This is a genomic window from Saccharopolyspora hordei (assembly GCF_013410345.1).
GTDB lineage: Bacteria > Actinomycetota > Actinomycetes > Mycobacteriales > Pseudonocardiaceae > Saccharopolyspora > Saccharopolyspora hordei.
Map to the genome: position 1 here is coordinate 1,612,126 of NZ_JACCFJ010000001.1, position 13,588 is coordinate 1,625,713.

General features: G+C 75.1%; 12 protein-coding genes and 1 pseudogene. 8 read left to right on the forward strand and 5 right to left on the reverse strand.

Features of this window, described 5'->3' with window-relative positions; genetic code table 11:
- Window positions 1-6 precede the first annotated feature (6 nt).
- A complete protein-coding gene (locus HNR68_RS07630; RefSeq protein ID WP_179718983.1) occupies window positions 7-789 on the reverse strand; it encodes an IclR family transcriptional regulator domain-containing protein in 783 nt (260 codons plus the stop codon).
- A 120-nt stretch (window positions 790-909) separates the two neighbouring features.
- Here HNR68_RS07630 and hutH point away from each other — a divergent pair, with 120 nt between their 5' ends.
- Genes hutH through hutI form a run of 5 tightly spaced genes read left to right on the forward strand, consistent with a single transcriptional unit; the run spans window position 910 to window position 7,861 of the window.
- Window positions 910-2,442 (forward strand): histidine ammonia-lyase, encoded by a 1,533-nt coding sequence (gene hutH / locus HNR68_RS07635; protein ID WP_179718985.1) that lies wholly within the window; start codon window positions 910-912, stop codon window positions 2,440-2,442.
- A gap of 40 nt (window positions 2,443-2,482) precedes the next feature.
- Window positions 2,483-4,126, forward strand: coding sequence for a urocanate hydratase (gene hutU, locus HNR68_RS07640; RefSeq protein ID WP_179718987.1), 1,644 nt, complete (start codon window positions 2,483-2,485; stop codon window positions 4,124-4,126).
- A gap of 29 nt (window positions 4,127-4,155) precedes the next feature.
- The gene (locus HNR68_RS07645; protein ID WP_179718989.1) at window positions 4,156-5,358 is read left to right on the forward strand and encodes an allantoate amidohydrolase; all 1,203 of its coding nucleotides are present in this window, start codon (window positions 4,156-4,158) and stop codon (window positions 5,356-5,358) included.
- Window positions 5,359-5,362: 4 nt separating this feature from the next.
- Complete coding sequence (locus HNR68_RS07650; RefSeq protein ID WP_179718991.1) at window positions 5,363-6,673, forward strand: formimidoylglutamate deiminase; 1,311 nt, start codon at window positions 5,363-5,365, stop codon at window positions 6,671-6,673.
- Between the two features lie 30 nt (window positions 6,674-6,703).
- The gene (gene hutI, locus HNR68_RS07655; protein ID WP_179718993.1) at window positions 6,704-7,861 is read left to right on the forward strand and encodes an imidazolonepropionase; all 1,158 of its coding nucleotides are present in this window, start codon (window positions 6,704-6,706) and stop codon (window positions 7,859-7,861) included.
- 132 nt (window positions 7,862-7,993) lie between these two features.
- Here the strand turns inward: hutI and HNR68_RS07660 are convergent.
- Window positions 7,994-8,311: pseudogene (locus HNR68_RS07660) on the reverse strand (LysR substrate-binding domain-containing protein); the annotation flags it as partial.
- Between the two features lie 68 nt (window positions 8,312-8,379).
- On the opposite strand from HNR68_RS07660, the gene HNR68_RS27380 reads away from it, so the two are divergent.
- The 3 genes from HNR68_RS27380 to HNR68_RS07675 all read left to right on the forward strand — a co-directional run bounded on the left by HNR68_RS27380 (window position 8,380) and on the right by HNR68_RS07675 (window position 10,088).
- On the forward strand, window positions 8,380-8,844 hold the full coding sequence (locus tag HNR68_RS27380; RefSeq protein WP_343050454.1) for a DoxX family protein: 465 nt from the start codon (window positions 8,380-8,382) through the stop codon (window positions 8,842-8,844).
- Window positions 8,845-8,952: 108 nt separating this feature from the next.
- Window positions 8,953-9,396, forward strand: a complete 444-nt coding sequence (locus tag HNR68_RS07670; RefSeq protein WP_179718995.1) for a GreA/GreB family elongation factor — start codon at window positions 8,953-8,955, stop codon at window positions 9,394-9,396.
- Window positions 9,393-10,088, forward strand: coding sequence for a DUF1028 domain-containing protein (locus tag HNR68_RS07675; RefSeq protein ID WP_179718997.1), 696 nt, complete (start codon window positions 9,393-9,395; stop codon window positions 10,086-10,088). The genes HNR68_RS07670 and HNR68_RS07675 overlap by 4 nt, the downstream gene beginning before the upstream one ends.
- 1 nt (window position 10,089) lies before the next feature.
- On the opposite strand, the gene HNR68_RS07680 is transcribed toward HNR68_RS07675, so the two are convergent.
- The 3 genes from HNR68_RS07680 to tdh are packed head-to-tail and all read right to left on the reverse strand — an operon-like array spanning window position 10,090 to window position 13,213.
- Window positions 10,090-10,989 (reverse strand): LysR substrate-binding domain-containing protein, encoded by a 900-nt coding sequence (locus tag HNR68_RS07680; RefSeq protein ID WP_179718999.1) that lies wholly within the window; start codon window positions 10,987-10,989, stop codon window positions 10,090-10,092.
- Window positions 10,986-12,173, reverse strand: coding sequence for a glycine C-acetyltransferase (locus HNR68_RS07685; protein ID WP_179719001.1), 1,188 nt, complete (start codon window positions 12,171-12,173; stop codon window positions 10,986-10,988). The genes HNR68_RS07680 and HNR68_RS07685 overlap by 4 nt, the downstream gene beginning before the upstream one ends.
- A complete protein-coding gene (tdh, locus tag HNR68_RS07690) occupies window positions 12,173-13,213 on the reverse strand; it encodes an L-threonine 3-dehydrogenase (protein ID WP_179719003.1) in 1,041 nt (346 codons plus the stop codon). The genes HNR68_RS07685 and tdh overlap by 1 nt, the downstream gene beginning before the upstream one ends.
- Window positions 13,214-13,588 lie beyond the last annotated feature (375 nt).

A 13,588-nucleotide genomic window follows, 5' to 3' on the forward strand; every position in this document is an offset into this window, starting at 1 on the left:
CCCGCGTCAGCCGGGGCGGCCGCTGATCCGGCTGGTCAGCTCGGCCGCCGTCCGGCGCACCTGGGCGGCGAGGTCCGGCCAGGTCTCGCCGCACGCGGAGCCCTCGCAGACGTGGCGGAAGGTCACGCTGATCGCCGCGATCGGCCGGCCGCCGTGGTCGAACACCGGGCACGCCACCGAGGCGAAGCCCGCGGTGACGAACCCGTCCTCGACCGCCCAGCCCAGCCGCCGCTCCGCGGCGAGCAGGCGGCGCAGCTCCGGGAGGTTGCGCGGACCGCGTTCGGTGCGGAGGACGAACCGCTCGCTGGAGGGCAGCAGGGCCCGCACCTGCGCCGCGGGCAGGTGGGCGAGCATCGCGCGACCGGACGCGGTCAGCTGGGCGGGCAGCCGCACGCCCACGTCCGTCACCAGCGTCTGCGGCTGCGACGGCCGCTCCTTGACCAGGTACAGCGACTCGCCGCCGTGCAGCACGCCCAGGTGCGCGGTGGAGTCGACCTCGTCGACCAGGCGGCGCAGCAGCGGCCCGGCCAGCCGCTCCAGCGGGTCGTGCCGCAGGTAGGCGGAGCCGAGCTCGAAGGCCGCCATGCCCAGGCCGTAGCGCCGCTCCTCGGGCAGGTGGGTGACGAACCCGGCCGCGGCCAGCTCGGACAGCAGGTGGTAGGTGGTGGACCGCGGCAGGCCCAGGTCGCGGGCGATCACCCCGGCCGACACCGGACCGGCCCGCCCGGCCAGCAGCTGCAGGATCGCCAAGCCCCGCCGCAGCGCGGGCACGTCACTGCTCCCACCCACCGCGCCTCCCCCCCCCGATCGAGTGAGGAGTGAAGGTGCTCCCCACGCCGTCTGGGATCCCAGACGGAGTCACCCTATCCGGGCTTATGCGGAGCGCCCACCCGGAGCTGGGATGGAGGCATGGCAGACAACGCGCTGAACCTGGGTCCGGAGCCGCTCGCCCGCGACCAGGTCGTTTCGGTCGCCCGCGGCGGGGCCCGCGTCGAGCTCACCCAGCTCGCCGAGCACGGCATCGCCGCCACCCGCAAGCACGTCGACGCCCTGGCCGCCGAGACCCGGCCGGTCTACGGCATCTCCACCGGGTTCGGGGCGCTGGCCGTGCGGCACATCCCCGGCGACCGGCGCGCAGCGCTGCAGCAGTCCTTCGTGCGCTCGCACGCGGCGGGCACCGGGCCGGCGGTGGAACCGGAGGTCGTGCGCGCGCAGATGCTGCTGCGGCTGCACACCATCGCCACCGGCCGCACCGGGGTCCGCCCGGAGACCGCGCACGCCCTCGCCGCGGTGCTCAACGCGGGCCTCGTGCCGGTGGTGCACGAGTTCGGTTCGCTCGGCTGCTCCGGCGACCTCGCACCACTGGCCGCCGTCGCGCTCGCCCTCACCGGGGAGGGCGAGGTCTTCGACGCCGCGGGCCGGCGGCGCCCCGCCGCCGAGGCGCTGGCCGAGGCCGGCATCGAACCGGTGGTGCTGGCCGAGAAGGAGGGCCTGGCGCTGACCAACGGCACCGACGGCATGCTCGGCATGCTGGTGCTCGCGGTGCACGACGTCGCCGCCCTGCTCGACGTGGCCGACGTGACCGCGGCGATGAGCGTCGAGGCGCTGCTGGGCACCGACCGGGTCTTCGCGGCCGACCTGCACCGGCTCCGCCCGCACCCGGGGCAGGCGGTCTCCGCGCAGCGGATGCTGGCGCTGCTGGAAGGCTCGCCCATCGTCGCCAGCCACCGCGGCCCGGACTGCGCGCGCGTGCAGGACGCGTACTCGCTGCGCTGCGCCCCGCAGGTGCACGGCGCGGCGCGCGACACCGTCAGCCACGCCGAGGCGGTCGCGGACCGGGAGCTGGCGTCGGCCATCGACAACCCGGTGGTGCTCGACGACGGGCGCGTGGAGTCCAACGGCAACTTCCACGGCGCGCCGCTGGCCTACGCGCTGGACTTCCTGGCGATCCCGCTGGCGGACGTGGCCGGCATGGCCGAGCGCCGCACCGACCGGATGCTCGACGTGGCCCGCTCGCACGGGCTGCCCGCGTTCCTGGCCGACGACCCGGGCGTGGACTCCGGGCACATGATCGCGCACTACACCCAGGCCGGGCTGGTCAGCGAGCTCAAGCGCCTGGCGGTGCCCGCCTCGGTGGACTCCATCCCGACCAGCGCGATGCAGGAGGACCACGTGTCGATGGGCTGGGCGGCGGCCCGCAAGCTGCGCCGCGGCATCGACGCGCTGACCAGCGTGCTCGCCGTCGAACTGCTCACCGCGGCCCGGGCCCTGGACCTGCGGGCACCGCTGGATCCCGCCCCGGCCACGGCCGCGGTCCGGGACCTGCTGCGCACCCGCGTGCCCGGTCCCGGCCCCGACCGCCACGTCGCGCCGGAGATCGCCGCGGCCGAAGACCTGATCCGATCCGGCGCGGTGCGCGCCACCGCCGCCGAGTTCCTGTGAGGACGCCCCGGCGGACCGGGGCCAGTGACCGGAGGGTGTCATGAGCCGAACCGTGCGCGCCCCGCGCGGCACGACGCTGACCGCGCGCAGCTGGAGCACCGAAGCGCCGCTGCGGATGCTGCAGAACAACCTCGACCCGGAGGTCGCCGAACGCCCCGACGACCTGGTGGTCTACGGCGGCACCGGCAAGGCGGCCCGCGACTGGGCGTCGTTCGACGCGATCGTGCGGGAGCTGACCGACCTGCGGGAGGACGAGACCCTGCTGGTGCAGTCCGGCAAGCCCGTCGGCGTGCTGCAGACCCACGAGTGGGCGCCGCGGGTGCTCATCGCCAACTCCAACCTGGTCGGCGACTGGGCGAACTGGGACGAGTTCCGCCGCCTCGACGCGCTCGGCCTGATGATGTACGGCCAGATGACCGCCGGCTCGTGGATCTACATCGGCACCCAGGGCATCCTGCAGGGCACCTACGAGACCTTCGGCGCGGTGGCCGCCAAGCGCTTCGGCGGGTCCCTGGCGGGCACCCTGACGCTCACCGCCGGGCTCGGCGGCATGGGCGGCGCGCAGCCGCTCGCGGTGACCATGAACGGGGGCGCGGCGCTGGTCGTGGAGTGCGACCCGGACCGGGCGCACCGCCGCGTCCGGCACGGCTACCTGGACGAGGTGGCCGCGGACCTCGACGAGGCGGTCGCCACGGCCGTGGCCGCCAAGGAGCAGCGGCGCGCCCACTCGGTCGGGGTGATCGGCAACGCGGCGGAGGTGGTGCCGGAGCTGCTGCGCCGCGGGGTGCCGGTGGACGTGGTCACCGACCAGACCTCCGCGCACGACCCGCTGTCCTACCTGCCGCTCGGCGTCGCGCTGGAGGACTGGGCCGACTACGCCGCCACCAAGCCCGAGGAGTTCACCGAGCGGGCGCGGGAGTCGATGGCCCGGCACGTCGAGGCGATGGTCGGGTTCCTCGACGCCGGCGCGGAGGTGTTCGACTACGGCAACTCGCTGCGCGGCGAGGCCCAGCTCGGCGGCTGCGAGCGCGCGTTCGCCTACCCGGGGTTCGTGCCCGCCTACGTCCGGCCGCTGTTCTGCGAGGGCAAGGGCCCGTTCCGGTGGGCGGCGCTGTCCGGCGACCCCGCCGACATCGCCGCGACCGACCGGGCGATCCTGGAGCTCTTCGGCGAGGACGAGCACCTGGCCCGGTGGATCCGGATGGCCGGGGAGAAGGTGCCGTTCCAGGGCCTGCCCGCGCGGATCTGCTGGCTCGGCTACGGCGAGCGCGCGCGGGCCGGGGAGCGGTTCAACGACATGGTGGCGTCCGGCGAGCTCACCGCGCCGGTGGTGCTCGGCCGCGACCACCTGGACTGCGGGTCGGTCGCCTCGCCGTACCGGGAGACCGAGGCGATGGCCGACACCTCGGACGCGGTGGCGGACTGGCCGCTGCTCAACGCGCTGGTGAACACGGCGTCCGGGGCGACCTGGGTGTCGCTGCACCACGGTGGCGGGGTCGGCATGGGCCGGTCGCTGCACGCCGGGCAGGTCACCGTCGCCGACGGCACCGAGCTGGCGGGCCGGAAGCTCGCCCGGGTGCTCACCAACGACCCGGGCATGGGGGTCATCCGCCACGTCGACGCGGGGTACGAGCGGGCCCAGCAGGTCGCGGCCGAACGCGGCATCCGCACCCCGCTGGTGTGATCGAGGCAGTCGGACAGGGAGGAGCGGGCGTGGTCGCACCGGGAGCGTTGTTGGCGGCGATCGACGGCGTGGGCGCGGACCGGCGGCGGGGCGGGTACTCGCGGCACGTCTTCGACGACGCCGAGCGGCAGCTGCGCGAGTGGTTCGTCGAGCAGGCCGAGGCGCGCGACCTGCGCGTCACCACCGACCGCAACGCCAACGTCTGGGCGTGGTGGGGCGAGCCGGGCGACGACGCGGTGGTCACCGGCAGCCACCTGGACTCGGTGCCCGGCGGCGGCGCCTTCGACGGGCCGCTGGGCGTGGTCAGCGCGCTGAGCGCGGTGGACGTGTTGCGGGAGAGGGGCTTCCGCCCGCGGCGACCGCTGGCGGTGGTGGTGTTCGCCGAGGAGGAGGGCGGCCGGTTCGGGGTGCCGTGCCTGGGTTCCCGGCTGCTGGCCGGCACCATCGACGCCGACCGCGCCCGCGCGCTGCGCGACCCGGACGGGGTGACCTTCGCCGAGGCGATGCGCTCGTTCGGCGCGGACCCGTCCCGGGCGGGGCGCGACGAGGAGGCGCTGCGGCGCATCGGGCAGTTCGTCGAGCTGCACGTGGAGCAGGGGCGCGGACTGGTCGACCTGGACCGGCCGGTCGCGGTCGCCTCCTCGATCCTGGCGCACGGCCGGTGGCGGTTCCGGTTCCGGGGCCAGGGCAACCACGCCGGCGCGACGCTGCTGGCCGACCGGCGGGACCCGATGCTGCCCGCCGCGCAGCTGGTGGTCGCCGCGCGCCGGGCCGCCGGCTCGGTCGCCGACGGCCGGGCGACCGTGGGCAGGCTGGTGCCCACGCCCGGCGGCACCAACGTCATCGCCTCCACCGTGGACGTCTGGCTGGACGCGCGGTCGCCGCAGGACGCCGGGACGCGGGCGATGGTCGAGGAACTGACCGCAGCGGCCCGGGAGTGCGCCGGGGCCGAGGGCTGCCAGGTGGAGGTCACCGAGGAGTCCTACGGGGACGCGGTGCGCTTCGACCCGGCGCTGCGCGACCGGCTCTCCGGGCTGCTCGGTGACGCCCCGGTGCTGGCCACCGGGGCCGGTCACGACGCGGGCGTCCTCGCCGCCGCGGTGCCCACGGCGATGCTGTTCGTGCGCAACCCGACCGGCATCAGCCACGCCCCGGAGGAGCACGCCGAGGACGACGACTGCACCGCAGGCGCGCACGCGCTCGCGCGCGTCCTGGACCACCTGGCGGGGTGAGGTGATGACGACGTTCTGGTGCGAGTGGGCCTGGCTGCCGCAGGGGCCGCGGCCGGGCGTGCGGTTCGACGTCGAGCGGGGCCGGATCACCGCGGTGTCCGTCGACGCCCCGGCCGGCGGGGCCGAGCGGCTGCCGGGGATGGTGCTGCCGGGCCTGGCCAACGCCCACTCCCACGCCTTCCACCGGGCGCTGCGCGGCTGGGACACCGGGGCGCGCGGCACCTTCTGGACCTGGCGCGAGCAGATGTACCAGGTGGCGGAGGCGCTGGACCCGGACAGCTACCACCGGCTGGCGCGCGGCGTGTACGCGGAGATGGCGCTGGCCGGGATCACCTGCGTCGGCGAGTTCCACTACCTGCACCACGCCGCGGGCGGGGCCCGCTACGCCGACCCGAACGCGATGGGCGAGGCACTGGTGCAGGCCGCGCGGGACGCGGGGATCCGGTTGACGCTGCTGGACACCTGCTACCTGGCGGGCGGCTTCGGCCGCGAGGCGGCGGGCGTGCAGCAGCGGTTCTCCGACGGTGACGCGGCGCGCTGGGCGGAGCGGGTCGAGGAGTTCACAGTGGACAGTGAGCGGGTGCGCCTCGGTGCCGCGGTGCACTCGGTCCGGGCGGTGCCGAGCGAGGCGATCACGGAGGTCGCCGGCTGGGCGCGGGAGGCGCCGCTGCACGTCCACCTGTCCGAGCAGCGCGCGGAGAACGAGGCCTGTCTCGCCGCGCACGGCTGCACCCCGACGCAGCTGCTGGAGTCCTGCGGCGCGCTCGGCCCGAACACCACCGCCGTCCACGCCACCCACCTGGCCGCCGAGGACGTCGCGCTGCTCGGCCGCAGCCGCACCGGGGTGTGCCTGTGCCCGACGACCGAGGCGGACCTGGCCGACGGCATCGGGCCCGCGCCGCAGCTGCGGGTCGCCGGGAGCGGGCTGTCCCTCGGCAGCGACGGGCACTCGGTGATCGACCTGCTCGCCGAAGCCCAGGCGGTCGAGTCCTACCAGCGGCTGGCCACCGAGACCCGCGGCCACCACGACGCGGCCGCGCTGCTCGACATGGCCGCGGGAGCGGGACACCGGTCCCTCGGCTGGACCGACGCGGGCCGGCTGGAGGTCGGGGCCCGCGCCGACTTCGTCGCGGTCGACCTCGGCTCCACCCGCCTGGCCGGCACCGAACCCGGGGCCGTCCCGGCCGTGGCGCGCGCCGACGACGTGCGCGAGGTGGTCGTCGACGGCGAGCGCGTCGTGCAGGACGGGCGGCACCGCGCGGTCGACGCCGCCCGCGAGCTCCGCGAGGCCATCGCTGACCTGCGCACACCCTGATCGGACACGGAGGACGAGGACCAGCACGTCATGGCAGCCACTGCTCTCACCGGGATCGGCGAGCTCACCACGAACGACGACGAGCTGGGCACGCTCGCCGACGCCGCGCTGGTGCTGGACGGCGACCGGGTCGCCTGGGTCGGGCCCGCGGCGGACGCCCCGCCCGCCGACGACCGGGTCGACGTCGGCGGGCGCGCCGTCCTGCCCGGCTGGGTCGACAGCCACAGCCACCTCGTGTTCGCCGGGGACCGCACCGCCGAGTTCGCCGCCCGCATGGCCGGCCAGCCCTACCAGGCGGGCGGCATCGCGGTCACCGTGCGCGCCACCCGCGCCGCGAGCGACGAGGAGCTGGCCGCGAACCTGCGCGCGCACCTCGACGAGGCCGCCGCCCAGGGCACCACGTGCGTGGAGACCAAGACCGGCTACGGCCTGACGGTGGCCGACGAGCTGCGCTCGGCGAAGGTGGCCGCGGCGGCCGACGAGGTCACCTTCCTCGGCGCGCACCTGGTGCCGCCGGGCGAGGACCCGGACAGCTACCTGGACCTGGTGTGCGGGGAGATGCTCGACGCGGTGGCGCCGCACGTGGGCTGGTGCGACGTCTTCTGCGAGCGCGGCGCGTTCGACGTCGACCAGTCCCGCCGGGTGCTGGAGGCGGCGGGGGCGCGCGGCCTCGGCCTGCGGGTGCACGGCAACCAGCTCGAGCGGGGACCGGGCGTGCAGCTGGCGGTGGAGCTCGGCGCGGCCAGCGTGGACCACTGCACCTTCCTGGACCAGTCCGATGTGGACGCCTTGGCGGGATCGGAGACGGTGGCGACGCTGCTGCCCGCGTGCGACCTGTCCACCCGGCAACCGCTCCCGGACGCCCGCGCGCTGCTCGACGCGGGCGCCACGGTCGCCCTGGCCAGCAACTGCAACCCCGGTTCCTCCTACACCTCGTCGATGGCGTTCTGCGTGACCACCGCGGTGCTGCAGATGCGGATGAGCGTCGACGAAGCGGTCCGCGCGGCCACCCTCGGCGGCGCCAAGGCGCTGCGCCGCGACTCCGGTGACGGCGCGGTCGGCGTGCTGCGCCCGGGCGCCCGCGCCGACGTGCACGTGCTGGACGCCCCGAGCACCACCTGGCTCGCCTACCGCCCGGGCGTGCCCCTGACCCACGCCGTCTGGCGCGCAGGCCAGCGGATCCGCTGACCGGCGCTCGCGCCCGGCGGCGCACCGTGCGCCCGATGACAGGAAGGTTCCCACGCTCGCGCTGCGCGCCGCGGTGCGGGTGACAGGAAGGTTCCCTTCCTCAGGTCGGGCCGGGGGGGCCAGGCAGCAGCGGACGAAGTCCTGGACCACGGGGTTGGCGTCGTCGTCGGGTGCCCGGGCGACGCCGACCCGGCTCGGGCTGACGCCGGTGACCGGGCGGTAGGTGACGCCGGGGCGGGCGTGGAAGCGGGCGGAGGACTCCGGGGCGAGGGCAATGCCGTAGCCGTTGGCGACCGTGGTGAGCCAGGCGTCGGGCTGGTCGGTGACCGCGCCGATGCGCACCGGGTGACCACCGCGCTCGTCGACCGCCAGCCAGTGGTCCCGCCACCACCCGGTCGCCGCCGGGGCGGCCACGCAGGGCTCGTCGAGCAGCTCCTCGAACGCGACCACCTCTGCGCAGGGCGGGGTTCGTCCTCGCCAACTCGGCCGCGGTGCAGGTCCCGCAGTCGTGGCTGCCGGTGCTCGCAACCCTCAAGGCAGCCGGGGCCGTCGGGCTCGTGGCCGGACTGCGGGGCGCCCGGTCCCTCGGCACCGCCGCGGCGGTCGGGCTGGTGCTGTTCTCCGTGGGGGCCGTCGTCGCCCACGTGCGCACCCGCCAGTACGCCCCGCACCCGGGCTGTTCCTCGGGCTCGCGGTCGCGACGCTCGTCCTCGACCTCGCGCGGTGAGTTGGGTGCGCCAGCACAGCCCGGTCCCGACCTTGATGGCAGAACCGGACAAAATCGATCAGCTTTTTGTTCGATCACGACAACGGCCTCCGGCGGAGACTCGGCCATCCTCGGGGTGGAACGCCGGTGTCGATGCGCGGGAGGGCTGATCATGCGGTGCGTCAACGCGCACGTGCGCTGTGATCAGCGCGCTCCCCGCGGCCTCCGGCCCGTGCGATGCAGCTGCTCGCGGCGAAGGACGACCACAGCCCGCTGAGCGCCCGCACGTCCCGGCCCGGAACACCGCGTCCGGCCGCGAGAGCGATCCCGCGCACCCGAGACGTCGCACAGTCCCACGCGTCCCATCGAAGAACGAGGTGAACCCATGACCATCGCGCAGACCCGTTGGCTGACGAAGGAAGCGCACGACCGGCTCCGCGCCGAGCTCGACGAGCTGCTCGCGCACCGCGCCGAGGGCAGCGGCGACGACGAGCTCACCGAGGAGGGGCAGCGCCGGGCGCGCATCCGCGAGATCCAGGACCTGCTGAGCAGCGCGGTCGTCGGCGAGACGCCGCCCGACGACGGGATCGCCGAGCCCGGCATGGTGCTCACCGTGCGTTTCGACGACGGCGAGACCGAGACCTTCCTGCTCGGCACCCGCGCCGGCACCGAGGACGACGACCTCGACGTGTACTCGCCGGACTCGCCCCTCGGCGCCGCGCTGACCGGTGCCCAGCAGGGCGAGACGCGCACCTACACCGTCCCGGGCGGTGGCACCGCGGAGGTGACGCTCCTGCGGGCGGTGCCGTACGGGCAGCACCGCGCGTGACGCCGCACGGCCCCTGCGCGTCGACCTTCTCGATCGCCGCCCACGACGTGGCAGCCGGGTGCGCGGGCATCGCGATCAGCACCCGGATGCCGGCGATCGGGTCGCTGGCCGTGCACGTCCACGCCGGCTCCGGTGCCGTCGCCACCCAGGCGTTGATCAACCCGCTGCTCGGGGTCGACGGCCTGGAGCTGCTGCGCACGCGCTCGGCCGACGAGACGCTGCGCGAGCTGCTCGCCTCGGACCCCGGGGCGGAATCGCGCCAGGTGATCGTCGTGGACCGGTGCGGCCGGGCCGCGGCCCACACCGGCGCCGAGACGCACCCGTGGCGCGGCCACCGCGTCGGCCAGGGCTACGCCGTCGCGGGGAACACGCTGGTCGACGGGCGGACGGTCGACGCCATGGCCGAGCGGTTCGAGGCGACCGCGGGCGAACCGCTGGACGAGCGGCTGCTCGCCGCGCTCGAAGCGGGCCAGCGGGCGGGCGGGGACCGGCGCGGCAAGCAGAGCGCCGCGCTGCACGTGAACGCCGGCGCCCCGCACCCGTACCTGGACCTGCGGGTGGACGACCACCCCGACCCGGTGGCCGAGCTGCGCCGCGTCCACGAGGTCGCCAAGCGGGAGCTGCTGCCGTTCGTGGCGGCACTGCCGACCCGGGAGAACCCGCTGGGCGGGTTCGACGAGCTGCTCGGCTGACTCACCCCGGGCCCGGGTGCGCCAGCAGGGCGTCGAGCACCACGCGCACCAGCGGGTGCTCGTCCCGCCCACACTGGACAGCCGCGAAGACCCGGCGGGTGGGCGCCTTGCCCGCGACCGGCCGCGACACCGCGCCGAGGTCACCGGAGATCGCCGTGCGCGGCACCAGCGCCACCCCGGTGCCCGCCGCCACCAGCGCCTCCACCGCGCGGAAGTCGTCGGAGGTGTGCGTGATGTCCGGGACGAAACCCGCGTTCTCGCACGACACCTGCGCCACCGCGCGGCACGGGTTGCCCGGCAGCGGCGCGATCCACTCCGCGTCCCGCAGTTCGTCCAGCGCCACCGCCGGGGCGCCGGCGAGGGCGTGAGCACGGGGCAGCACCACGTCGAACGGCTCGGCGTAGAGCGGGAAGCGGGTCACCCGGCGCGCGTCGGCCTGCAGCGTGGAGCTGTACTCCATCGAGATCGCGATGTCGATCTCCCCGGCCAGCAGCATCATCAGGCTGGTGTGCGCCTCGGCGTCGCGCACCAGCACCCGCACGTCCGGCGCCTGCTCCCGCACCGCCACGATCGCCGGGGCCACCACCTGCGTGATGGCCGAGGCGAACGACGCCACCTCGACGGTGCCCACGGTGCCCGCCGCGCACGCCGCCAGGCTGGCCTCGGCCCGCTCCAGCTCGGCCAGCACCACCTTGGCGTGCTCCGCCAGCAGCTCCCCGGCGGCGGTCAACCGGACCCGCCGGCCCTGGCGCACCAGCAGCGGCTGCCCTGCCTCGCCCTCCAGCGCGGTGAGCTGCTGTGACACCGCCGACGGCGTCAGGTAGAGCGCATCCGCCGCCGCGCGCACCGTGCCGTGGTCGGCGAGCGCGCGGAGGACCAGCAGCCGCCGCGGGTCTATCACCCGTCGATGCTATCCATCCGCTCGCGGGCCGCGACGAACGCCGTCACCGCGCGCTCCACGTCCGCGGCGGTGTGCGCCGCCGACATCTGGGTGCGGATGCGCGCCTTGCCCTTGGGCACCACCGGGTAGGAGAACCCGATCACGTACACGCCCTCGTCCAGCAGCAGGTCCGCCATCCGGGCCGCCTTCGCCGCGTCGCCGATCATCACCGGGATGATCGGGTGCTCGCCAGGCAGCAGGTCGAAGCCCTCCTCGGTCATCCGCCGCCGGAACAGGGCGCTGTTGTCCTGCAACCGCTGCCGCAGCTCCGGCTGCGACGCCACCAGGTCCAGCGCCGCCAGCGAGGCCGCCACGATCGCCGGGGCCAGCGAGTTCGAGAACAGGTACGGCCGGGACCGCTGCCGCAGCAGCTCCACGATCTCCGCCCGCCCCGACACGTAGCCGCCGCTGGCACCACCGAGCGCCTTGCCCAGCGTGCCCGTCACCACGTCCACCCGGTCGGTGACGCCGAACAGCTCGGGCGTGCCCGCCCCGGTCGGGCCGGTGAAGCCCACCGCGTGCGAGTCGTCCACCACCACCAGCGCGCCGTGCTCGTCGGCGAGCGCGCAGATCTCGTCCAGCGGCGCCAGGTAGCCGTCCATCGAGAACACGCCGTCGGTGACGACCAGCTTGCGGCGCGCGTCGGAGTTCTCCCGCAGCAGCCGCTCCAGGTCGGCCATGTCCCGGTTGCGGTAGCGGGCGCGGCGGGCCTTGCACAGGCGGATGCCGTCGATGATGCTCGCGTGGTTGAGCTCGTCGGAGATCACCACGTCCCGCTCGTCGAGCAGCGTCTCGAACAGCCCGCCGTTGGCGTCGAAGCACGAGCTGTACAGGATCGTGTCGTCGGTGCCCAGGAACTGCGACAGCCGCTGCTCCAGCTCCTTGTGCGGGGCCTGGGTGCCGCAGATGAACCGCACCGACGCCATGCCGAAGCCCCACTTCGACAGCGCCTGCTCCGCGGCGGCGACCAGCGCGGGGTGGTCGGCCAGCCCCAGGTAGTTGTTCGCGCAGAAGTTCAGCACCTCGGCCTCGGCGACGCCCACCCGCGCGCTCTGCGGCGTCTGCAGCACCCGCTCGTCCTTGTACAGGCCCGCGGCGCGGATCTCGTCCAGCTCGGCGCGCAGCCCCTCGGCGATCGTGTACATCAGGCGGAACCTCCCGCGGTCCAGTCGAGGATGATCTTGCCGCAGCGCCCGCTGCGGGCCGTCTCGAACGCGTCGGCGTGCTCGGTGTACGGGAAGCGGTGGGTGATCACCGGGCTGAGGTCCAGGCCGGACTCCAGCAGCACCGACATCGAGTACCAGGTCTCGAACATCTCGCGCCCGTAGATGCCCTTGACGGTGAGCATCTTCAGCACCACGGCGCTCCAGTCGACCGCGAACTCCGCGGAGGGCAGGCCCAGCATCGCGATCCGGCCGCCGTGCGTCATGTTCGCCACGACCTCGCGCAGCGCCTCGGGCTGGCCGGAGACCTCCATGGCGACGTCGAAGCCCTCGCTCAGGCCCAGCTGCTGCTGCGCGTCGGCCAGCCGGGTGGTGGAGACGTCGACCGCCAGGTCCACGCCGATGCGGCGGGCCAGCTCCAGCCGGTGCTCGCTGACGTCGGTGATCACCACGTGCCGGGCACCCGCGTGCTTGGCCACGCTCGCGGCCATCAGCCCGATCGGGCCGGCGCCGGTGATGAGCACGTCCTCGCCGACCACCGGGAAGCTCAGCGCGGTGTGCACGGCGTTGCCGAACGGGTCGAAGATGGCCGCCACGTCGGGGTCGACCTCGGTGCGGTGCACCCACACGTTCTGCTCGGGCAGCACCGCGTACTCGGCGAACGCCCCGTTGTGGTGCACGCCGAGGCCCTTGGTGTTCGCGCACAGGTGCCGGCGCCCCGCCAGGCAGTTGCGGCACGTCCCGCACACCAGGTGCCCCTCGCCGCTGACGAAGTCGCCGACCGCAGCCCGGGTGACGGCGCTGCCGGTGGCGACGACCTCCCCGGCGAACTCGTGCCCGACCACCAGCGGCGTCGGCACGGTGCGGGCGGCCCACTCGTCCCAGGAGGCGATGTGCAGGTCGGTGCCGCAGATCCCGGTGCGCAGCACGCGCACCACGACGTCGTTGGGTCCCGGGGTCGGGTCGGGGACCTCGGCCAGCTCCAAGCCGGGCGCGGGCGAGGTCTTCACCAGTGCGCGCACGGTTCCTCCGCTCTCGATGGCTGCGTCAGCTCGGAGTCTGGTCCGACCCCGGCGAGCCGTCCATCTCGACTTTCTGCACTGGCTGGTTAGCCGCGCTGCACAGCGGCGCGGCGGGGGTGAGGATGGGAACCTTCCTGTCACCGACGCCCGTGGTGCGCTGCGCGGGAGGTGCCTCGGAACGGCGCGCTGAGCTCGCGCGGGACGCTCCGCGCCGAGCACCGAGTCCTCGGTGGACGTGGGCCGCATCGGGTTGCGGAAATTCACCCGGACCGGTGGAGGCGGGCGGCCTCGACACCTGACCAGTGGCGCCCCCCCCGGTCGCGCGGCACCTCACCCAAGGCCGCCGCTGCCCGAGGAAGCAACGAGCCCCGCCGC